Here is a 20,301-nt window from a genome sequence, read left to right on the forward strand (position 1 = left end):
ACCAACAATGGCTGAAAGGTGAATTTTGAGGAAAATTCGACCCTATCGGGCATCCGCAAAGATGCGGTAGCGGCGGGGCTCGAGGCCAACGGTGTCGCCGGCGCGCAGTCCCCGGTCGCGGGGGGCGTCGATCTCGATGGTCTCACCGCCTGAGAGCGTGACCTCGGCCCGCTGCACCGGGCCGAAATTGCGGACGTGCTGGACGGCCCCTTCAAAGGCGCCACTTCCGGGCGGGCCGACCAAGATGTCGTGTCGCCGCACGAACAGTCTTGACGCGCCAGGCGCCAGACCCTCCGCCGCGAGCCGCAGCGGGCTGTCGCCGAGCCTGACCACGCCGCCATCGACTTGAACCGGCAGCTCGATGGACTCGCCGATGAAGCTGTGCACGAAGGCGGTCGCCGGCGTCTCGTAGACATCGTCGGGCGAGCCGACCTGCTCGATCCTGCCCTTGTCCATGACGACGACACGGTTGGCGACTTCGAGTGCCTCCTCCTGGTCGTGGGTGACGAAGATCGAGGTCACATGGATCTCATTATGGAGCGAGCGCAGCCATTTGCGCAGCTCTTTGCGCACCTTCGCATCGAGCGCACCAAAGGGCTCGTCGAGCAAGAGAATGCGCGGCTCGATCGCGAGCGCGCGGGCGAGCGCGATGCGCTGGCGCTGGCCGCCGGAGAGCTGGCTCGGATAGCGGTCGGCGAGCCAGTCGAGCTGCACGAGATCGAGCAACTCTTTCACGCGCCTGCGGATGGTCGCCTCGTCTTTCCGGACCGCCCGCGGCTGGACGCGCAGGCCAAAGGCGACGTTCTCGAACACGCTCATGTGGCGGAACAGCGCGTAGTGCTGGAACACGAAGCCGACATGGCGCTCGCGCGCGCCCTGCGCCAGCGCGTCCTCGCCGTTGAAGGCGACCTCGCCGGCATCAGGCCAGTCCAGGCCGGCGATGATCCGCAGCAATGTGGTCTTGCCGGAGCCGGATGGGCCGAGCAGTGCGAGCAGCTCGCCGTCATTGACCTTGAGGTCGACGCCGTCGAGCGCAGCAAAGCTGCCGAACTTCTTGACGAGATTTTTGACTTCAATTGTCATGGACGTCGTGTCCTTCGTCGAGGTGACGTTCGAGGATGGTCTTTGCGACCAGCGTGACCAGCGCCAGCATCGCCAGCAGCGAGGCGATCGCAAACGCAGCGACGAACTGGTACTCGTTGTAGAGGATCTCGACCAGCAGCGGCATGGTGTTGGTCTCGCCGCGAATATGGCCGGAGACGACCGAGACGGCGCCGAACTCGCCCATCGCGCGGGCATTGCAGAGCAGAACGCCGTAGAGCACGCCCCATTTGATGTTGGGCAGCGTGACGCGGAAGAAGGTCTGAAGGCCCGAGGCACCCAGCGAGATCGCGGCTTCCTCTTCCTGCGTGCCCTGCTCCTGCATCAAGGGGATCAGCGCGCGCGCCACGAAGGGAAAGGTCACGAAGGTGGTGGCGAGCGCGATGCCGGGCACCGCGAACAGGATCTGGATGTCGTGATCCCTGAGCCAGCCGCCGAAATAGCCCTGCGCGCCGAACAGCAGCACGAAGACGAGGCCGGAAATGACGGGGCTCACCGAGAACGGCAGGTCGATCAACGTGATCAGGAACGTCTTGCCGGGAAATTCGAACTTTGCCACCGCCCAGGCGGCGACCAGGCCGAAGATGAGATTGAGGCTGACCGAGATTGCGGCGACCACCAGCGTCAGCTTGATCGCCGCCAGCGCCTCCGGCTCGGCAAGCGCCGCGAGATAGGCGAGAATTCCTTTCGCGAAGGCCTGCGCGAACACCACGACCAGCGGCAGCACGACGAAGACGGACAGGAACGCGATCGCCAGCGTAATGATGACGAGGCGCACCGCCTTGGGCTCGGTGCGGAGATTGTTGCGCGCGGCGGCCGCATGGGCGCGCGACTTCGCGTCGGGCGAGGACAGCGAAACATTATCGGCGATCTGCATCGTCATCGCATTTCGCCCTAGTGCACCGGAATCCGGTCCTGCGCCCAGCGCTGCAACCGGTTCACCGCGAAGATGATGATGAAGGAGACGACGAGCATGACCACCGCGATGGCGGTCGCATCGGCGTAGCGGAATTCGGAGAGACGGATCACGATCAAGAGCGGTGCGATCTCAGAGACGTTCGGCAGGTTGCCCGCGATGAATATGATGGAGCCGTATTCGCCGACGGCGCGGGCAAAGGCGAGCGCAAGCCCCGTGAGCAGCGCTGGCGCCAGCGAGGGCAGGATCACGCGGATGATGGTCTGCCAGCGGCTGGCGCCAAGGCTGCCCGCGGCTTCCTCGATCTCGGGATCGAGATCCTGCAGCACCGGCTGGACCGTGCGCACCACGAAGGGAATGCCGATGAAGATCATGGCGACGAAGATGCCGAGCGGCGTGAATGCCACCTTGATGCCGAGCGCAGCAAGCGGCGCGCCGAGCCAGCCCTTCTCGGCAAACAGCGAGGTCAGCGCAACGCCGGCAACGGCCGTCGGCAGTGCAAACGGCACGTCAACGATGGCATCGAAGAGTCGCCGGCCGGGAAACCGATAACGCACCAGCGCCCAGACGATGATGCTGCCCATGACGAGATTGACGCAGGCCGCCGCAAACGCAAGCCCGAAGGAGACGCGCAGTGCGTTCAACGTGCGGCGGCTGGAGAGGATGACCCAGAACTGATCGAAACTGAGCTCGGTGGACCTCAGGAACAGTCCGGCGAGCGGAATCAGGATGATGATAGACAGCCAGGAAAGCGTCAGTCCCATCGTGAGACCGAAACCCGGCAAAGTCCGGCGTCGTAAAGCGATTGCGCTCACCAGGCCCCCTGTCAAAACCCCTCCGACGGCGCCCGATCAGTTCTTGTAGATCTGATCGAAGACGCCGCCATCGGCAAAATGGTCTTTCTGCGCCTTGGTCCAACCACCAAAAACGTCGCCGATGGTGAATAGTTCGACCTTGGCGAAGGAATTTTCGTATTTCTTGGCGACCTCGGCATCGCGCGGCCGGTAGAAATTGCGCGCCGCAATCTCCTGCCCTTCCTTTGTATACCAGAACTGGAGATAGGCCTCGGCAACGCTGCGGGTGCCCTTCTTGTCGACGACCTTGTCGACCACCGCGACCGGCGGCTCCGCCAGGATGGATTGGCGCGGCGCGACGATCTCGAACTTCTCCGGGCCAAATTCCTTCAAGGCGAGGTAGGCTTCGTTCTCCCATGCGAGCAGTACGTCGCCGACACCACGCTCGACGAAAGTCACGGTCGAACCACGTGCGCCGGTGTCGAGCACCGGCACCTGCTGGTAGAGCTTGGCGATGAAGTCCTTGGCCTTGTCGGCCGAGCCGAACTTCTTCTCGGCATAGCCCCACGCCGCGAGATAATTCCATCGCGCGCCGCCCGACGTCTTCGGGTTCGGCGTGATCACGGCGACGCCCGGCTTGATCAGGTCGTCCCAGTCCTTGATGCCCTTCGGATTGCCCTTGCGCACCAGGAATACGATGGTCGAGGTGTAGGGCGAGGAATTCTGAGGGAGCCGCTTCTGCCAGTCCGCGGCAGTCAATCCCCTGGCCGCGATCGCGTCGATGTCGTAGGCGAGCGCGAGCGTCACCACGTCTGCCGGCAGGCCATCGATGACGCTCCGCGAGGACGCGCCCGAGCCATTATGCGACTGCTTGATCTCGACGCTCTTGCCGGTCTCCTTCTGATAGGCGGTCGCGAACGCCTTGTTGAAGTCGACATAAAGCTCGCGCGTCGGATCATACGACACGTTCAGAAGATTAATGTCAGCGGCGAGAGCCGAGCTTGCCAAGAATCCCGTAACGAGCAGTCCTGCAGCGAGCGGAACGATACGGCGCATCATGTCCATCTCCATTCACATCGACGACAGCGGCGGCGTCGATGGCAGGCATAACTCGGGGCGAAACGCGCTTAAGTCAACGGAACCGGATTTTCTTGTTTGTAGAAAGGCAGCGTGCCTGTGCTACGAAGTCTTCATCGTATGGATGCCGCATTCTGTCTTGGCGCGGCCGCGCCAGCGACCGGCGCGCTCGTCCTCGCCTTCGGCCGTTCTGCTCGTGCAAGGCATACACCCAACCGAGCGAAAACCCGACGCCGCAAGCGGGTGACGCGGCAATTTGGCGCGGACGAAGATCGCTTCCAGTTCCTCGCGCGAGACATTGGCGAACGGGTTGAACTTCAACCGCGCACCATCGTCCTCGACGACAGGAATATCGGCGCGCGCATTGCCCTGAAATCGTTTGCGGCCGTTGAGCCAGGCCGAGAACGGCTTGAGCGCACGCGCGAGCGGCTCGACTTTGCGGATACGACAGCAGGCATCGGGATCGGAGAACCAGAGATCGCGGTCCGGATCTTCGCGCGTCAGCGTCTCCTCGGCAGGCTTGATCGAGCGGACGTCTTTCAGGCCAAGCATTTCGATCAGCGTGTCGCGATAGGCCAGCGTCTCCTCGAACAGCCAGCCGGTATCGAGAAAGATCACGGGGATCGCCGGATCGACGTCCGCCATCACCTTCAGCAGCGTCGCCGATTCCGTGCCGAAGGACGACACCAGTGCGAGCTTGTCGCGCCCGACCGCCTTCAGCGCAGCCGCGATGACCTCCGCGGGCGAGGCATCGCGCAACGCACGATCGAGCTCCTCCGCCGAAGGCAGCGTGGACACGGACGAGACCTGAGGCGCGATGGCGTTCACGTGCCGACACCCTCGGAGTGACGCAGCTGCATGCGCCGGTGCAAGGCCGTGATACGGCCGTCGCCGGTCGGCTGGTAGAACACCGAGTAGCGCTTTGCGGTCTGCATGAAGGCTTCGGCGTCCGCCTGCTTCTTGACCTCGAAGGAATCGAAGCCGGCGCGCAGCATGAACACGAACTGGTCGCGCAGGATCTGGCCGGTGGCGCGCAGCTCGCCGCGATAATTGTAGCGCTCGCGCAGCAGCCTGGCCTGGCTGTAGGCGCGGCCGTCACGGAAGGTCGGGAACACCAGCGCAACGGCGGCGACCTTGCCGAGATACGGCACGAGCTCGTCAATATCGCGGTTGTTCGGCCAGATCACACCGACCTTGCCGGGGCGCTTGAGCAACGCATCCGCCCCCGCAATGAAGCGCTCGGCCGGCACCAGAATGTTGCCGCCCTCGGGCAGCGGCGTGTCGACGGTCAGCTTGACGAAGCTGTCGTCGACGATTTTTCCGCCATTAACGAGTGGCATAGACGCGCTCCTTGAAGGGTTCGACGCCGAGGCGCTTCACGGTGTCCATGAACAGCTCTTCGGGCCGCTCGCGCAGCGCGAGATAGGCCTCCACGACGTCCTCGATGACATCGGCGACTTCGTCGAACTTGACGCCCGGACCGATCAAGGTGCCGAGCGCAGCGTTCTCGTCGGCGCGGCCTCCGATGGTGATCTGATAGACCTCCTCGCCGTTCTTCTCGACGCCGAGAATGCCGATATGGCCGACATGATGGTGGCCGCAGGCATTGATGCAGCCGGAGATGTTGATGTGCAGACGGCCGATCAGGTTGGCGAGCTCGTGGTTGGCGAACCGCCGCGTCAGCTCCTGCGCGATCGGGATCGAGCGCGCATTGGCCAGCGAGCAATAGTCCAGGCCCGGACAGGCGATGATGTCGGTGATCAGATTGACGTTGGGCGTGGCGAGGCCAAGCTTGTCGAGTGCCTTCCACAGTGCCGGCAGATCGCGCTTGGCGACGTGCGGCAGCGCCAAATTCTGCTCGTGGCCGACGCGGATCTCGCCGAACGAATATTTGTCGGCGAGATCGGCCAGCGCATCCATCTGCTCCGCGGTAGCATCGCCCGGGGGCTTGCCGATCGGCTTCAGCGAGATGGTCACGATGGAATAGCCCTGCACCTTGTGCGGGGCCACCGAATTCTTGCGCCATGCCTCGAAGTCGGCGTCGGCCGCGGCCTGACGCAGTTCGTCCGGCATGTGCGGCAGCTTCTCGTAATTCGGGTAGGAGAAGCGGGAGCGGATGTCCTCGATCACCTCGTCGTCGATCTGGAGCGAGGAATTGCGGATGTGCTGCCACTCCTCCTCGACCTCGCGCGAGAATTTCTCGATGCCGAGCTCGTGCACCAGGATCTTGATGCGCGCCTTGTAGATGTTGTCGCGGCGGCCGTACTGGTTGTAGACGCGTAGGATAGCCTCGATATAGCTGAGGATATCGCGGCCACGCACGAAATGCTTGATGGTCTTGCCGATGAACGGCGTGCGGCCGAGACCGCCGCCGACCAAAACCTCGAAGCCGGTCTCGCCCTTCTCGTTCTTGATCAGCTTCAGACCGATGTCGTGGATCTTGATCGCGGCGCGGTCATGATCCGACGCGGTGATCGCGATCTTGAACTTGCGCGGCAGGAACGAGAATTCCGGATGCAGCGTGGTGTGCTGGCGGATCAGCTCCGACCAGATGCGGGGATCCTCGATCTCGCCGGGTGCGACACCGGCCCACTGGTCCGAGGTGACGTTGCGCATGTTGTTGCCGGAGGTCTGCATCGCATGGATGCCGACCTTGGCGAGATCTTCCAGCGCGTCCGGCAGCTCGGCGAGCTTGATCCAGTTGAACTGGATGTTCTGCCGCGTGGTGAAATGGCCGTAGCCGCGGTCATATTTGCGCGCGACATGGGCGAGCGCGCGCAGCTGGTTCGTCGCCAGCGTCCCGTAGGGAATCGCCACGCGGAACATGTAGGCGTGCAGTTGCAGATAGACGCCGTTCTGGAGGCGCAGGATCTTGAATTCGTCCTCGGTGAGCTCGCCCGACAGGCGGCGCTTCACCTGGTCGCGGAACTCCGAGACGCGCTCGTTGACGAGCGTGCGGTCGATTTCGTCGTAAGCGTACATCAGCGAATGCCTTAAGCCTGGGCCGACTGACCGATGGTCACGCCGGTGCGGCGGATCTGTTCGCGCAGATTGCCGGGTTCGATCTTGCCGTCTGCGCCGACCTGCACCGGGGCGATATAGGCTCCCACGGCCCCGACGTCATCAGCCACGGATTCAGCAAGCAGCGTTTTCGCCTCGTCGGAGTTGCGCACGATCGCGGCTTCCGAGAGGTCTGCGGACCAGCTCTTGGCGGCAGTGCGGTAGACCACGATGCCGTCCCAGGTCCGGTTGGCGGTCACAACCGAGGGGCCGGCGATTTTGATCTTCTTCTGTTCAAGCGGGGAGGTCATTCGGCTGCATCCAATAGGTCAGAGATGATTTGCTTTGGGGTTTGACGACGAAGCGAGCCGGCATGCCGGATCACGTCGCCGATGATGAGGATGGCGGGACCGCCATGGGTCTGCCGCACCAGCTCAGGCAGGTCGCGCAGCATGCCGATCGCGCCTTGCGCGTCCGGACGCGTGACACGGGCAAACACGCCCACCGGCGTCTCCGGCGAGCGGCCGGCGGCGAACAGGCCCGCGCGCACGGCAGGTGCCGCGGTCATGCCCATGTAAACAACGACGGTCATTTTGGTGTCGGTCAGCGTCGACCAATCGACGGTCTCTGCATCGCGCGCCTTGTGCGCCGTGAGGAAGGTGATGCGGGTGGCTTCATGACGGTAAGTGAGCGGCACCTCGAAATCGGCAGCGCCGCCGAGCCCGGCGGTAATGCCGGGAATGATCGAATAGGCAACACCCGCCGCGCGCAGCGCCTCCACCTCTTCGCCGCCGCGGCCGAATACCAAGGGATCACCACCCTTCAGTCGCACCACGCGCTGACCGGCTCGCGCAGCTTCGATCATGCGCTTGTTGATGGCTCCCTGGCCGATGCCGGGCTTGCCGACGCGACGACCGACCGCAACGCGCGTGGTATCGCGACGAATGCGATCGAGAATCTCCCCCGGGACCAGCTCGTCATGGAAGACGATGTCGGCATCCTGCAATGCGCGCAGCGCCTTGATGGTGAGAAGGTCAGGATCGCCAGGGCCGGCGCCGACCAGCGCAACAGAGCCTTCCGGCTTGTCGGCGCGCGCAAAATCGGACGGATCGGAAATTGCGCGCAACGTCGCATCCGCCTCGCCCTTGCGGCCAGCCAGCACGGCTGCGCCGATCGGACCGTCGATCACGCGCTCCCAGAAGCGGCGGCGCAACGGAAATTCGGCAATGCGCTCGTTGATGGATTTGCGGAAGCCGCCGACGAACTCGGCGAGCTCGCCGATCCGCGCCGGCAGCAGCACCTCGATCTTCTCGCGCAGGCGCCGCGCCACCACCGGCGAGGTGCCGCCGGTGCCGACTGCGACCACGACATCGCCGCGATCGACGATGGCCGGGAAGATGAAGCTGGAATGTTCGAGATCGTCCATGACGTTGACGGGCAGACCAAGCGATTTTGCCCGCGCCGACATTGCCACGCCAATATCGCCCGCGCCGGCGCAGACGACCGCAATGACACCGGCAAGATCAGATGCGAGCGGATCGCCCGTCGCGATCTCGATACGCGCGGTATCGTCAAAGCTCAGACCCAGGTCCTGATCGCCGTCGAGCGCGTACACACGGATGCGCGCGCCGGCAGCGGCGAGCACGCGCAATTTTGCGCGCAAAAGCTCACCCGCGCCGATGAGGACCACCGGACCGGCCTTGAGATCGAGGAACACCGGCAAGAACCGCATGCGATACTCGCTTCCCCTACATCCGGGGTTGACTGGAATTATTTTCTATATATGTGTCATTTCGAGCGTGCAAAGAGAAATTTTTTTCTTCTCTTCCGCACCGCAACTATAGAAAATTCGCCTCCAAACGCAAAGTGGCAGAGATGCATCTTCTCAAGACCGATTCCGGCACAGATGGGCTGAGCTTCGCAGCTTCCGTTTCCGAGCAAATTCCGGTCGAGCAGACCGCCCCGAGCATGGACCATCTCGACCAGCTCGAAGCCCAGAGCATCTACATTTTCCGCGAGGCGTTTGCGCGTCTGAAAAAGATCGCCCTGCTGTGGTCGCTCGGCAAGGATTCCAACGTGATGATCTGGCTGGCGCGGAAGGCGTTCTTCGGCCGCGTCCCGTTCCCGGCGCTGCATGTCGACACCGGCAAGAAGTTTCCGGAGATGTATCGCTTCCGCGATCACTACGGAAAGGAGTGGGAACTCGATCTGCGCGTCGAGCCTTGCCCGCCCATCGATGCCGTCGACCCAACGCTGCCGCCCGCCGCCCGTTCCGCCGCGCGCAAGACCGAAGGTCTCAAGATGGCGCTGGCCAAATACGGCTTTGACGGCCTGATCGCCGGCATTCGCCGCGACGAGGAAGCCACCCGCGCCAAGGAGCGCGTGTTCTCGCCGCGCGGCCTCGAAGGCAATTGGGACGTCCGCGACCAGCCGCCGGAGTTCTGGGACCATTTCAACGCCTCGCCCCCGCAGGGCGCGCATTTGCGCATCCATCCGATCCTGCATTGGACCGAGGCCGACATCTGGGCCTACACCAAGCGCGAGAACATCCCGATCATCCCGCTCTATCTCGCCAAGGACGGCAAGCGCTATCGCTCGCTGGGCGATCAGGACATCACCAATCCGGTCGCATCGTCGGCGTCGAACATCGACGAGATCCTGGCCGAGCTCGAACAGACCAAGGTGCCGGAGCGCGCAGGCCGCGCGCTCGACCACGAGACCGAGGACGCCTTCGAGCGCCTGCGCGTCGCCGGCTATCTCTGATTCAAGGACGCCTCGCGGTCATGAACATGCTCGTCACCCCCACCTCACCCGCCACGCCGAACGGCACCACGCGTCCTCAGGTGCGTATCGTCATCGTCGGCCATGTCGACCATGGCAAGTCGACGCTGGTCGGCCGCCTCCTGCATGAGACGGGCAGCCTGCCCGACGGCAAGCTCGAAATGCTCAAAGCCGTCAGCGCGCGGCGCGGCATGCCGTTCGAATGGTCGTTCCTGCTTGACGCGCTCCAGACCGAGCGCGACCAGGGCATCACCATCGACACCACGCAAATCCGCTTCCGCACCAATTCGCGCGACATCGTGCTGATCGACGCGCCCGGCCATGCCGAATTCCTGCGCAACATGATCACCGGCGCCTCGCAGGCCGACGGCGCGGTGCTGATCATCGATGCGCTCGAAGGCGTGCGCGACCAGACCCGCCGTCACGGCTATCTCCTGCACCTGCTCGGCGTGAAGCAGGTCGCAGTCGTCGTCAACAAGATGGACCGCGTCGACTTCTCCGCTGATCGCTTCAAGGAGATCAGCGACGAGATTTCCGCGCATCTCAACGGCCTCGGCGTGACGCCGACGGCGGTGATCCCGATCTCCGCGCGCGACGGCGACGGCGTTGCAGAGCGCACCGGCCGCATCGGCTGGTACAAGGGTCCGACCGTGGTCGAGGCGCTGGATCGGCTGGAGCCGGCGCGGCCGCTGGAAGCGTTGGCGCTGCGGCTGCCGGTGCAGGCGATCTACAAGTTCGATGATCGCCGCATCGTGGCAGGCCGCATCGAATCCGGCAGCCTCATCGCAGGCGACGAAATCGTGATCATGCCGGCCGGCAAGATCGCCAGGATCAAGTCGGTCGAGAGCTGGCCGGTGACGCCGGTCGGCAGCCGCCAGGGGGCGGGCCGCTCGGTCGGCATCACGCTCGACCGCGAATTGTTCGTCGAGCGCGGCGATATCATCGCGCATGCGAGCGCCGCCCCGCGCGAGACGCGGCGGCTTCGCGCTCGCATCTTCTGGCTGCACGACAAGCCCCTTGCCAAGGGCGATCAGCTCCTGGTGCGCTGCGGGCCGAAGGAAAGCCGCGCCACGGTCGTTGCCATCGAGAAGGCGGTCGATCCGGGCGAGCTCTCGAGCAGCGAGAACAAGGCGATCGGCCGCAACCATGTCGGCGAGATCGACATTTCTCTGTCCAATCCGATCGCAACCGATCCCTACACCGAGAATTCGCGCACCGGCCGTCTCGTGATCGAAGTCGCGGGGCGCATCGCCGGCGGTGGCCTGGTGCTGTCGGTCGATGCCGGCCAGCGCGCCGTGCCCGTCGATATCGTGCCGGTGGAATCGGCGCTGCGTCCCGACGAGCGCTCGGCGCGCTATCGTCACAACGGCGCAGTGGTCTGGCTTACGGGTCTGCCGGCCTCCGGCAAGTCGACGCTGGCAAAAGCACTGGAGCGGCGTTTGTTCACCAATGGCGGCTCGCCCATCCTGCTCGACGGCGACACGCTGCGCGCCGGGCTCAACGGCGATCTCGGTTTTTCCGCCGCTGATCGCAGTGAGAACATCCGCCGGCTTGCCGAGGTCGCGACGCATCTTGCGCGCAATGGCCATATCGCGATCGTCGCCGCCGTCTCCCCGTCGCGCGAGGACCGTGCCACCGCCCGCCGCATCGCCGACATCGCGTTCCGCGAAATCCATGTCGCGACACCGGCGCAAGTGTGCGAAGAGCGTGACCCCAAGGGCCACTACAAGAAGGCCCGCGCAGGTGCGCTGGCCTCCTTTACAGGCATCGGCAACGACTACGAGGCGCCGCAAGCCGCTGAGCTCGTGATCGACACGTCGAAGCGGACGGTTGCGGATGCCACGGATGAGATCGAGCAGATGCTGAAATCATCAGGCGTGCTGTTCGACGAAGTCGTGGACCTCGCTGCGAATATTTGAGGGGCGACTTCGCACTACGTCACCGTGTCGTCTTGGCCAAGACAAAGCCAATAGTCCCGTCATCCTGAGGCACGAGCCGTGCGGCGCAGAGCGGCGCATGGGGAGCCTCGAACGATTTACGGCCCGATGTAGCCACCAGTCGGGCCGTCGCCCTTCGAGGGCCGCTCAAGAGCGGCCACCTCAGGGTGACGGTGATCAATTGGTGATCGCGGCAACATATGTTCAATTTTCGGGGGATAGACCTGTGCTCCCCCACCTCTCCTTGACATTTTGACAAGCCGCTTGGGGTCTTCTCACCGCCCCGATTTTGAGGCTAATAGGTCTCGAAAGCTGCCCCCTGTGGGCGCATTTTGCTGCTGCCGGGTCAAAAGCAGCCAAAAACAGCCATTTCCAACAAGAAAGCCCATCATGAAACGCGTCGACGCCCACGGATTGAAGATCGCCCCCGTCCTTTTCGATTTCATCGCCAAGGAAGCCGCCCCGAAAACGGGGATCGCGCCGGATGCGTTCTGGGCCGGGGTGGCCGCGCTCATCAAGGAATTGGGGCCGAAGAACCGCTCGCTGCTGGCCTTTCGTGATCAGCTCCAGGCCAAGATCGACGACTGGCACCGCGCCAACAAGGGCAAGGCGTTCGACCTCGACGCCTACACCGCTTTCCTCAAGGAGATCGGCTATCTCGTTCCCGAGCCGGCGACGCAGAAGGTCGAGACCGTCAATGTGGACGAGGAGATCGGCAAGATCTGCGGCCCGCAGCTGGTGGTGCCGCTCACCAATGCGCGCTACGCGCTGAACGCGGCGAATGCGCGCTGGGGCTCGCTCTATGACGCCTTCTACGGCACCGACGCGATCCCGCACGATCCGTCCGAAACCGGCAAGGGTTACAACAAGGCGCGCGGCGACAAGGTGATCGCCAAGGCCAAGGCGTTCCTCGATACCGCCGTCCCGCTCGCAACCGGCAGCCACACCGACGTCACCGCCTATAGCGTCGTCGCCGGCCAGCTCGCGGTGAAGCTCAAGAGCGGCAACGCCACCGCGTTGAAGAACGCCGCGCAATTCGCCGGCTTCCAGGGCGATGCAGCGGCGCCTTCCGCCGTCCTGCTCGTCAACAACGGCCTGCATGTCGAGGTGACGATCAACCGTGGCAGCGCGATCGGCAAGGACGATCCGGCCGGTGTTGCCGACATGATCATGGAGGCCGCAGTCTCCACCATTCTCGACATGGAAGACTCGGTCGCGGCGGTCGATGCCGAAGACAAGGTGCTGGTCTACCGCAACACGCTCGGCCTGATGAATGGCACACTGTCCGCCGATTTCGAGAAGGGTGGCAAGACGCTGACGCGTTCGCTCAACGCCGATCGCAGCTACAAGACACCTGACGGCAAGGGCGAGGTGAAGCTGCATGGCCGCAGCCTGCTCCTGATGCGCAATTGCGGTCACCACATGTTCACCGACGCGGTGCTGGACGAGAACGGCGAAGAAGTGCCGGAAGGCCTGCTCGATGCCGCCGTCTCCGGGCTTCTTGCCATTCATGATCTGAAAGGCAACTCCAAGGTCAAGAACAGCCGCACGGGCTCGGCCTATATCGTCAAGCCGAAGATGCACGGCCCGGACGAGGTTTCGTTCACTTGCGAGATATTCGACCGCGTCGAGAAGATGTTGTCGCTGCCCGAGAACACGCTCAAGGTCGGCATCATGGATGAGGAGCGGCGCACCACCGTCAACCTCAAGGCCTGCATCCAGCGCGCCTCCAAGCGCATCATGTTCATCAACACCGGCTTCCTCGACCGCACCGGCGACGAGATTCACACCTCGATGGAAGCGGGTCCGATGATCCGCAAGAACGAGATGAAGGCGCAGGCCTGGATCAAGGCCTATGAGGATTGGAACGTCGACATGGGCCTGACCTGTGGCCTGCCCGGCCATGCCCAGATCGGCAAGGGCATGTGGGCCGCGCCCGACAAGATGGCAGACATGCTGGCGCAGAAGCTTGGCCATCCGCAGGCCGGCGCCACCACGGCGTGGGTGCCCTCGCCGACCGCCGCGACCCTGCACGCGCTGCACTACCACCAGGTCAACGTCATCGCGCGGCAGCAGGAGCTGACCAAGGGCGGCCCGCGCGCAAAGCTCTCGGACATTCTCACCATTCCGGTCTCCAAGTCGAACTGGGCGCCCGATGACGTCAAGCAGGAGATCGACAACAACTGCCAGGGCATTCTGGGCTACGTCGTGCGCTGGATCGACCAGGGCGTCGGCTGCTCCAAGGTGCCCGACATTCACGATGTCGGCCTGATGGAAGACCGCGCGACCTTGCGCATCTCCAGCCAGCATCTCGCCAACTGGTTGCACCAGGGCGTCATCACCGAGGCGCAGGTGATGGAATCGCTGAAGCGCATGGCCGTCGTCGTCGACAAGCAGAACGCGGGCGATCCGATCTACAAGCCGATGGCGCCCGCCTTCGATGGCGTCGCCTTCAAGGCCGCCTGCGACCTCATCTTCAAGGGGCGCGAGCAGCCGAACGGCTATACGGAGTACATCCTCACCGCCCGCCGCCGCGAGGCCAAGGCGGCCGGTTAAATCGCCGCACCGCGCGGCCGGGAACGGCCGCGCGCCGATCGAGTTGTACGGCCATCAACCCATGGGAGATGGTCATGGACTGGAATCGCATCGAAGGAAACTGGAAGCAGTTCAAGGGTTCCGCCAAGGAGAAATGGGGCAAGCTCACTGACGACGACCTCAACGTGATAGAGGGACGTCGCGAACAGCTCGAGGGCCGACTCCAGCAGCGCTATGGCATCGCCAAGGACCAGGTCCGGCAAGATGTCGACGACTGGCTCAAGTCATTGCACTAAGCGGCGGTCACACGCGAAGGAAGCCCCGGCTGCTGCCGGGGCTTTTCTTTTTAAAGGGTCGCAGCCGGCTAGAACACCGCGAGATATTTCAGCAGCGACACGATGCCGATGATGATGACGATGACACGCGCGATCTGTTTGGCGCGCCCGTCCATCGGCAGCATGTTGATGAGATAAAGCACGAGGATGACGACGAGGAATGTAACGAGGACGCCGACCAGCATTGCAAGCCCCCTTCAGGCCAGTTGTTAACGAGATCTAACGTCGAGGCTTCGCATCGGGTTCCATGCCGGAAACCCATGCGTTCGACCGTGCTTTTCGGCTGAAAGGTGCGCGCCATACAGCAAAAGTGACCTGCGAGCGGCTGTAATCCTGCGGTCGCGACCAAGTCTTTACGCTTTTGTGGCCAAATGCCCGGAGACTGCCGCCGAGCGCCGCGCAAATGCCCGCTCTGCGCGCCCCCGATTGAAGCCAGGGGCGCGGTGGAGTTCTTCACTGCTGGGGCGCCATGCTGAACCGCTTGACGGTATCTGCACTGCTGAGAAGCGTGATCCTGACCACCTCATGCTGCGTGGTCGTCGGGGCCTCGCTGATCGCCTGGGATTCCTGGCAGCGCCTCCAGATTGCCAACCGCATCGCCGTCATCGCTGACGCATCCGCCGACATGTTCAAGGCGATGGACCGGATGCGGGCCGATCGCTCCACGTCGAACCGGGTGCTCCACAACGATCAATCGCTGGATCCGGCGATCGAAAAATATCTGCGTGACCTGCACGATGTGGAGATGCCGGCAATGGCCCGTGCACGCGGTCTGCTCGGCAGCATCGACTTTACCGAGAAGCCGGCGCTGCTCTCGGAGTTCGACCGGCTGTTCGGCGCGCTCGGAGCTATGCAAAAGGAATTTTGGCAGGAGATCGCGAAGCCCAAGGCGTCGCGCCGCGTCGCTCTCGGCAAGGAATACATGGATACGGAAACCGCACTGGTCGCATTGCTCGACAAGGTATCCGGAATTCTCGCCGCCTCCATCAACCACCAGGACGCGGCCGTCGATCAGTTTCTGATCATCAAGCAGGCGGCCTGGCTGCTGCGAAACACGGCGGGTGACGCTTCGATTCTCGTTTCCAACGGTCTCGGCGCCGGAAGGGTCACTCCGGAGGCACGACTGTCCTACGTCAAGCTCGTCGGGGGTGTCGAGGCCGCCTGGAAGGGGCTCGAGGTCTCAATCGGCGGCATGCAATTGCCGCCGGCGCTCTCGGACGCGATTGCCAAGAACAAGAGCGCTTATTTCGATCCGCAATATGTGGACCTGCGCGATCGCCTGATGAATGCGCTGGCAGCGGGCGAAAAGCCCGAGATGGTGGCCAATGAATGGAGCCCGCTCAGCGTCGCGCGGCTGGGTGCCGCAGTCGGCGTGGCCGAGGCTGCGCTAGACGGGGCCCGCGAGCACATTTCCGCTCAGCGCGCTTCCGCGCTGCAGGCACTGATCCTGCAGCTGGTGCTGGTGCTCCTTGCGATCTGCCTCGCCGTCGGTCCGATGCTGGCTGTGAGCCGCCGTGTCATCAAGCCGTTGCATGACATGCGCGACGCCATGTTGAAGGTCGCGGGCGGCGATCTTTCGGTCGAGACGGGATACGAAGACAGGATGGATGAGATCGGCGCGCTGGCCGGTGCACTGGAGACATTCAAGCAGCAGGCCACCGACAAGCTGGAGATCGAAGCCAAGGAACGCGAGCGCAACGCCGCGGCAGCGACCCGTCAGCGTGCCATGGAGAGCCACATCGGCGAATTCGAAGGGCTCGTGCGCAAGGCACTCGATGAGCTCAGTGAAGCCTCCGACCAGATGCGAAAAACCTCATCCGATCTCTCCGCAGTGTCGCGGCAGACCAATGATCGCGTTCGTTTCGCCGACAAGGCTTCGGGAGATGCCTCGCTGAGCGTCGACAGTGTCGCGGCTGCTTCGGAGGAGCTGAGTTGCTCCATCAACGACATCAGCCAACAGGCAGCGCATGCCGCAGGCATCGCCAGCCGGGCCGTGTCTCAGGCGCAGCAGACCGACGGCACGGTGCAGGGACTTGCCCGATCGGCAAGCCGCATCGGCGAGGTCGTCGGCCTGATCAACACCATCGCGGCGCAGACCAACCTGCTGGCGCTCAACGCCACCATCGAGGCCGCGCGCGCCGGCGAGGCCGGCCGCGGCTTTGCGGTCGTCGCCTCCGAGGTGAAATCGCTGGCGAGCCAGACCGCGAAGGCGACGGACGAGATCTCCGAGCAGATCGCCGACATCCAGAAGGTTGCGGGGGATGCCGTCAACGCGATCCAGGCGATCGGCGGCATCATCGGCGAGGTCAACGAGGTCGCCACCGCGATCGCGGCCGCCGTGCAGGAGCAGGGCGCGGCGACGCAGGAGATCACGCGCAGCACCCAATATGCCGCGCAGGGCACCAAGAACGTCTCCGACAACATCTCCGGCGTGAAGGCCGACGCCGACACCGCGGCCGGTGCGGCTGACAACGTCAAGCAGGCCTCCGAATTGCTGGAGACCCAGAGCCGACGGCTCGGCGATCAGGTCAGCGATTTCCTGGGCAAGATCCGGGCGGCGTAGGGTTGTTCTACTCCTTCGCCACCACCGGAAGCTGGCGGAATTTTGCGCGCACGGACTCCGGCAGAGGCGAGAAATTCATCGCGACGCCGCGGCGGTCGTCGGCGTTGCGGTTGGCGATGACAAGGCCGTGATTGCCCGCAACGATGTCGCCCTTGCGCAGGGTTGGGTCGTCCTCGATCTTGACCTGGGCAAGCCCGACAGGGTCCTTACCGTTGCAGGTACAGCCCGCGACAACCTCGTTGCGGTAGCGGAAAGCATTGGGCAGATCGGAATAGGATTTGCCCCTGTCCGTGGTGGCCTCGTCGATGCTGCTGCCATAGACCAGCGAGGTCTCCGACGCCGGGCAAAAGCTCTTGCATGATTGCGTCTTGCTCTCCGCATCATTGCCTTGCGCCGGGAAATAGCGGCCATCGCAGCCGCGCACGCAATAGGCCGTGCCGCCACCATAGGACGCGCGCTGGCGCGGCGCGTCATAGCGCGGCATATCGTCGTTCGGGAACGGCACGCGAATCTCCGGCGGCGGCCGCATGCGGAAGCCCCCGAACAGCGCCGAGAAGAAGTCCTCCGCATGCGCCGCTGGCGCGAGCGCAAGGCCAAGCGAAGCAACCGTGACGAACGCGGCGGCGCCCCCAGCGAGCTTGCTGATCGAACGTCTCATCATGTAACCTCACTCAACTCGTCAATCCACCGACGGCGCCGAGACGTTCAGCGCCTGGCGCCCGGAGGGTAGCGTCGTCACTGCCGGCCGCTTGCGGACGGGATCACCGCCGCGCGCCATCAACGGCGCATTCTTCGGCAGCACCACGACTTTTGTGCCGACGTTGACGCGGTTGAACAGGTCGGTGACATCCGCGTTGGTGAGGCGGATGCAGCCGGACGAGACGAACTTGCCGATCGTGGTTGGATCGTTGGTGCCGTGGATGCGATATTCGCTGGAGCCGAGATACATCGCGCGCGCACCGAGCGGATTGCCCGGACCGCCGGCAACGAAGCGCGGCAGATAGGGCTGGCGCGCGATCATCTCCGCCGGCGGATGCCAATCCGGCCATTCGGCCTTGCGGCTGATGCTCTGCACGCCCGACCAGGTGAATCCCTCGCGGCCGACGCCGACGCCGTAGCGGATCGCGCGCCCGTTGCCGAGCACGTAATAGAGATAAGTGTCGGCGGTATCGATGACGATGGTGCCGGCGGGCTCATTGCGGTCGAAGCTCACGATTTGCCGGCGCAGCCGGTCGGGCAGCACTGCATCCTCGTCGGTGGCCTCGGGCGCCTCGCTGGCATAGCCCTGCGAACGAATCTGGCCCTGGGGATAGACCTGCGCCTGCATTGGCGCATAGCCTGACGTCTGCGCCCGAGCCGCGGACGGCACGGTCAGCAAGGCTGTCGCGAAGGCACAAGCGGCAACGACGCGCGGCGAGAAGCTGCGGCGGACGACGGAAAACTTTGTCATGTGCTGCCCCGTTGGATGTGTGCATCTGGGTGATGCTTCTGGCCGATAAACGCGGGAGCGCCGACTCAAGTTCCGCCGCCCTTTGCGGCAGATGCGTCACAGTCAAGCGAGCTCAACTTCACGAAGCCGCGACGGAACCTCGGCACCTGGCGCGCGTTTTCCTGTGAGCAATGGGCGCGCGGAGGCTTCCGTGCGGGGAGAGAGATTGTGCGCGTCCTTCCCAGTGAACGTCTGATCTCCGGCAACGACGAGGGTTCTCCGCTTCCTGACAGCCATATCGAGCTGCCGCCGGTGATCCGCCGGACCGAGTTCGTCGCCTTTGCGCTCGCCGGCCTGCTTTTGATCGCCGTCGTCGCCGTGCTCTATATCGCCAAGGCGTTCTTCCTGCCTGTCGTGATGGCCATGGTCGCCGGCACCATGCTGTCGCCGGCCGCCACCTTCCTGGAAAGGCGGCGCGTGCCGCGCGCCATCGGCGCCGTCCTCATCGTGATTGCGGTCACCGCGATGGTCGCCTTCCTGGTCGCACTGATCGCCGCACCCGCCATGGAATGGAGCTCGCGCTTGCCGGAGCTGGGAGCGCAGCTGAAAGGCAAGCTGCATGTCTTCGACCGGCCGCTGGCGCTCTGGAGTGAGCTGCAAGCCATGGTCGGCGGCTCGGAGGGACTGCCAAGCTTCCAGCTTCCCAAATTCGAATGGGTGCAGCCGACGCTGGAATTCCTGTCGCCGACTTTCGCCGAATTCCTGCTGTTCTTCGCCACCCTGATCCTGTTCATCGCGAGCTGGGGAGATTTGCGGCGCGCCTTGATCATGACATTTGGTGAGCGCGACGCGCGGCTGCGCACCTTGCGAATCCTCAACGAGATCGAGGTCCATCTCGGCAACTACCTGCTGACCGTGACCGTGATCAATATCGGCGTCGGCGTCGCGACAGGCATCGTGTGCGCGGTCACCAGGATGCCAAATCCGGCCGGGCTTGGTGCGCTTGCGGCTGCGCTCAACTTCATTCCCATCATCGGTCCGGTTGCAATGTTCGCCATATTGGCCATCGTCGGTGTCCTGGCGTTCCCGACCATCGGCGGCGGCCTGGCTGCGGCGATCGCCTTCGGCGGTATCACCTTCCTGGAAGGGCACTTCGTCACGCCGACCATCATCGGCCGCAGGCTGGCACTGAATGCGCTGGCGGTCTTCATCGCCCTCGCCTTCTGGACCTGGCTGTGGGGACCGATGGGCGCCTTCCTGTCATCTCCGCTGCTGATCGTCGGGTTGATCCTGAAGGAGCATCTGTTGCCGGAGGACGCACCCCAGCTCCCGCCGGAGTGAAGGCCGCCGCAAACGGAACTTCCCCGAAGACGACGCGTTTTCCGGCTATCTCCGCCGACAGCTTTGGAGCCCTTTGATGTCAATGACCAATGGCGAAGCCGGGACGAGAGACTGGATCGACAAAGCCACCGCAGAACGCCTCGAGAAGGATGTAGCAGCCGTGAAAAGCGATATCGCCGCCCTCACCGATCAGATCACCGACGCCCTCAACACCTTTGCCAACGCCACGGGCAAGCAGGCCCGGCGCGGCTACAAGCAGGCGCGCGACAACATGGATTCGACGCTCGACGATGTCTCGGAGCGCGGCAGCGCGATGATGGACGCGGCGCAGGATGCCTATGGCTCGATCGAGGAGACGCTGGAAGAGGCGATTACGCAGCGGCCGCTCGCGACCGTCGGCGTCGCGCTCGGCATCGGCTTCCTGATCGGCTTTGCCTGGCGCCGCTGAGGCGCGATGAATAGTGAGGTCACGACGGCCGTCGCTGCCGTGAC

The 20,301-nt window shown here is 64.0% G+C and carries 19 protein-coding genes; 7 read left to right on the forward strand and 12 right to left on the reverse strand.

Annotated features, from left to right (window positions below; genetic code table 11):
* Positions 1-42: 42 nt before the first annotated feature.
* From HYH07_RS08630 to cysG, 9 genes are all read right to left on the reverse strand, one after another.
* Complete coding sequence (locus HYH07_RS08630; RefSeq protein ID WP_220002103.1) at positions 43-1,083, reverse strand: sulfate/molybdate ABC transporter ATP-binding protein; 1,041 nt, start codon at positions 1,081-1,083, stop codon at positions 43-45.
* Positions 1,073-1,984 (reverse strand): sulfate ABC transporter permease subunit CysW, encoded by a 912-nt coding sequence (gene cysW / locus HYH07_RS08635; RefSeq protein WP_220002104.1) that lies wholly within the window; start codon positions 1,982-1,984, stop codon positions 1,073-1,075. Before cysW ends, HYH07_RS08630 begins: the two co-directional genes overlap by 11 nt.
* A gap of 11 nt (positions 1,985-1,995) precedes the next feature.
* Positions 1,996-2,832, reverse strand: a complete 837-nt coding sequence (gene cysT / locus HYH07_RS08640) for a sulfate ABC transporter permease subunit CysT (RefSeq protein WP_220002105.1) — start codon at positions 2,830-2,832, stop codon at positions 1,996-1,998.
* Between the two features lie 36 nt (positions 2,833-2,868).
* Entirely contained in the window at positions 2,869-3,870 is a 1,002-nt protein-coding gene (locus tag HYH07_RS08645; RefSeq protein WP_228749324.1) for a sulfate ABC transporter substrate-binding protein, read from the reverse strand.
* A gap of 120 nt (positions 3,871-3,990) precedes the next feature.
* Positions 3,991-4,716, reverse strand: coding sequence for a phosphoadenylyl-sulfate reductase (locus HYH07_RS08650; protein ID WP_220002107.1), 726 nt, complete (start codon positions 4,714-4,716; stop codon positions 3,991-3,993).
* Complete coding sequence (locus HYH07_RS08655; RefSeq protein WP_220002108.1) at positions 4,713-5,228, reverse strand: DUF934 domain-containing protein; 516 nt, start codon at positions 5,226-5,228, stop codon at positions 4,713-4,715. Before HYH07_RS08655 ends, HYH07_RS08650 begins: the two co-directional genes overlap by 4 nt.
* Positions 5,215-6,870, reverse strand: coding sequence for a nitrite/sulfite reductase (locus HYH07_RS08660; protein ID WP_220002109.1), 1,656 nt, complete (start codon positions 6,868-6,870; stop codon positions 5,215-5,217). The genes HYH07_RS08655 and HYH07_RS08660 overlap by 14 nt, the downstream gene beginning before the upstream one ends.
* Before the next feature lie 11 nt (positions 6,871-6,881).
* A complete protein-coding gene (locus HYH07_RS08665; protein ID WP_057759385.1) occupies positions 6,882-7,199 on the reverse strand; it encodes a DUF2849 domain-containing protein in 318 nt (105 codons plus the stop codon).
* Positions 7,196-8,620 (reverse strand): siroheme synthase CysG, encoded by a 1,425-nt coding sequence (gene cysG, locus HYH07_RS08670; RefSeq protein ID WP_220002110.1) that lies wholly within the window; start codon positions 8,618-8,620, stop codon positions 7,196-7,198. The genes HYH07_RS08665 and cysG overlap by 4 nt, the downstream gene beginning before the upstream one ends.
* Before the next feature lie 236 nt (positions 8,621-8,856).
* Between cysG and cysD the strand changes: the two genes are divergently transcribed.
* The 4 genes from cysD to HYH07_RS08690 all read left to right on the forward strand — a co-directional run bounded on the left by cysD (position 8,857) and on the right by HYH07_RS08690 (position 14,437).
* A complete protein-coding gene (gene cysD, locus HYH07_RS08675; RefSeq protein ID WP_057759901.1) occupies positions 8,857-9,651 on the forward strand; it encodes a sulfate adenylyltransferase subunit CysD in 795 nt (264 codons plus the stop codon).
* A 20-nt stretch (positions 9,652-9,671) separates the two neighbouring features.
* Positions 9,672-11,588 (forward strand): adenylyl-sulfate kinase, encoded by a 1,917-nt coding sequence (cysC, locus tag HYH07_RS08680; RefSeq protein WP_220002111.1) that lies wholly within the window; start codon positions 9,672-9,674, stop codon positions 11,586-11,588.
* Positions 11,589-11,996: 408 nt separating this feature from the next.
* Positions 11,997-14,162 (forward strand): malate synthase G, encoded by a 2,166-nt coding sequence (locus tag HYH07_RS08685; RefSeq protein WP_220002112.1) that lies wholly within the window; start codon positions 11,997-11,999, stop codon positions 14,160-14,162.
* 74 nt (positions 14,163-14,236) lie between these two features.
* Positions 14,237-14,437 (forward strand): CsbD family protein, encoded by a 201-nt coding sequence (locus HYH07_RS08690; RefSeq protein WP_220002113.1) that lies wholly within the window; start codon positions 14,237-14,239, stop codon positions 14,435-14,437.
* A 68-nt stretch (positions 14,438-14,505) separates the two neighbouring features.
* Here HYH07_RS08690 and HYH07_RS08695 read toward each other — a convergent pair whose 3' ends face one another.
* The gene (locus HYH07_RS08695) at positions 14,506-14,661 is read right to left on the reverse strand and encodes a Thivi_2564 family membrane protein (RefSeq protein WP_008546817.1); all 156 of its coding nucleotides are present in this window, start codon (positions 14,659-14,661) and stop codon (positions 14,506-14,508) included.
* Between the two features lie 284 nt (positions 14,662-14,945).
* Here HYH07_RS08695 and HYH07_RS08700 point away from each other — a divergent pair, with 284 nt between their 5' ends.
* A complete protein-coding gene (locus tag HYH07_RS08700; RefSeq protein WP_220002114.1) occupies positions 14,946-17,039 on the forward strand; it encodes a methyl-accepting chemotaxis protein in 2,094 nt (697 codons plus the stop codon).
* Positions 17,040-17,046: 7 nt separating this feature from the next.
* Here HYH07_RS08700 and HYH07_RS08705 read toward each other — a convergent pair whose 3' ends face one another.
* Positions 17,047-17,700, reverse strand: a complete 654-nt coding sequence (locus HYH07_RS08705; RefSeq protein WP_220002115.1) for a DUF2865 domain-containing protein — start codon at positions 17,698-17,700, stop codon at positions 17,047-17,049.
* An 18-nt stretch (positions 17,701-17,718) separates the two neighbouring features.
* The gene (locus HYH07_RS08710; protein WP_220002116.1) at positions 17,719-18,489 is read right to left on the reverse strand and encodes a L,D-transpeptidase; all 771 of its coding nucleotides are present in this window, start codon (positions 18,487-18,489) and stop codon (positions 17,719-17,721) included.
* Between the two features lie 207 nt (positions 18,490-18,696).
* Between HYH07_RS08710 and HYH07_RS08715 the strand changes: the two genes are divergently transcribed.
* Both HYH07_RS08715 and HYH07_RS08720 read left to right on the forward strand, forming a co-directional pair.
* The gene (locus HYH07_RS08715; protein WP_220002117.1) at positions 18,697-19,809 is read left to right on the forward strand and encodes an AI-2E family transporter; all 1,113 of its coding nucleotides are present in this window, start codon (positions 18,697-18,699) and stop codon (positions 19,807-19,809) included.
* A gap of 76 nt (positions 19,810-19,885) precedes the next feature.
* Entirely contained in the window at positions 19,886-20,257 is a 372-nt protein-coding gene (locus HYH07_RS08720; RefSeq protein WP_057759400.1) for a YqjD family protein, read from the forward strand.
* The last annotated feature ends 44 nt before the right edge of the window (positions 20,258-20,301 follow it).

The organism is Bradyrhizobium sp. BR 10261 (genome assembly GCF_019455395.1).
GTDB classification, from domain to species: domain Bacteria; phylum Pseudomonadota; class Alphaproteobacteria; order Rhizobiales; family Xanthobacteraceae; genus Bradyrhizobium; species Bradyrhizobium manausense.

Coding starts and splice junctions, on each gene's coding strand:
- HYH07_RS08630 (WP_220002103.1), bottom strand. CDS start 1,083: ATGACAATTGAAGTCAAAAATCTCGTCAAGAAGTTCGGCAGCTTTGCT.
- cysW (WP_220002104.1), bottom strand. CDS start 1,984: ATGACGATGCAGATCGCCGATAATGTTTCGCTGTCCTCGCCCGACGCG.
- HYH07_RS08645 (WP_228749324.1), bottom strand. CDS start 3,870: ATGATGCGCCGTATCGTTCCGCTCGCTGCAGGACTGCTCGTTACGGGA.
- HYH07_RS08655 (WP_220002108.1), bottom strand. CDS start 5,228: ATGCCACTCGTTAATGGCGGAAAAATCGTCGACGACAGCTTCGTCAAG.
- HYH07_RS08660 (WP_220002109.1), bottom strand. CDS start 6,870: ATGTACGCTTACGACGAAATCGACCGCACGCTCGTCAACGAGCGCGTC.
- HYH07_RS08665 (WP_057759385.1), bottom strand. CDS start 7,199: ATGACCTCCCCGCTTGAACAGAAGAAGATCAAAATCGCCGGCCCCTCG.
- cysG (WP_220002110.1), bottom strand. CDS start 8,620: ATGCGGTTCTTGCCGGTGTTCCTCGATCTCAAGGCCGGTCCGGTGGTC.
- cysD (WP_057759901.1), top strand. CDS start 8,857: ATGGACCATCTCGACCAGCTCGAAGCCCAGAGCATCTACATTTTCCGC.
- cysC (WP_220002111.1), top strand. CDS start 9,672: ATGAACATGCTCGTCACCCCCACCTCACCCGCCACGCCGAACGGCACC.
- HYH07_RS08685 (WP_220002112.1), top strand. CDS start 11,997: ATGAAACGCGTCGACGCCCACGGATTGAAGATCGCCCCCGTCCTTTTC.
- HYH07_RS08690 (WP_220002113.1), top strand. CDS start 14,237: ATGGACTGGAATCGCATCGAAGGAAACTGGAAGCAGTTCAAGGGTTCC.
- HYH07_RS08695 (WP_008546817.1), bottom strand. CDS start 14,661: ATGCTGGTCGGCGTCCTCGTTACATTCCTCGTCGTCATCCTCGTGCTT.
- HYH07_RS08700 (WP_220002114.1), top strand. CDS start 14,946: ATGCTGAACCGCTTGACGGTATCTGCACTGCTGAGAAGCGTGATCCTG.
- HYH07_RS08705 (WP_220002115.1), bottom strand. CDS start 17,700: ATGATGAGACGTTCGATCAGCAAGCTCGCTGGGGGCGCCGCCGCGTTC.
- HYH07_RS08710 (WP_220002116.1), bottom strand. CDS start 18,489: ATGACAAAGTTTTCCGTCGTCCGCCGCAGCTTCTCGCCGCGCGTCGTT.
- HYH07_RS08720 (WP_057759400.1), top strand. CDS start 19,886: ATGTCAATGACCAATGGCGAAGCCGGGACGAGAGACTGGATCGACAAA.